This window comes from Variovorax sp. AC103 (assembly GCF_979254005.1).
The window spans coordinates 1-237 of sequence record NZ_CEEDFC010000107.1 but is presented as its reverse complement, the minus strand read 5'-3'; the positions used below and the strand labels follow the sequence as shown (position 1 = coordinate 237).

Here is a 237-nt window from a genome sequence, read left to right as displayed (position 1 = left end):
GTAGGTGAAGAAGTCGTAGCCCTTGGCCAGCGCGTTGAAGATCCGCGCGATCGACGAGAAGGTGATGCCCGCGCCGATGAGCACCAGCCACGCGACGACGCGCTTGGGGCTGTGGCTGATGCCCAGCCCGAGCATCACGAACAGGATGGCCGTGACGGTGAAGATCGACTTGACAGCCGCCCACAGCATCTCGGCCAGCACGATGTCGTCCAGCCCCCCCGGCGCGTTCATGATGCC

General features: G+C 65.0%; 1 pseudogene. It reads right to left on the bottom strand.

The window, feature by feature from the left end:
* Positions 1–237 (bottom strand): annotated as a pseudogene (locus AC0IYU_RS34990) (ABC transporter permease); the annotation flags it as partial.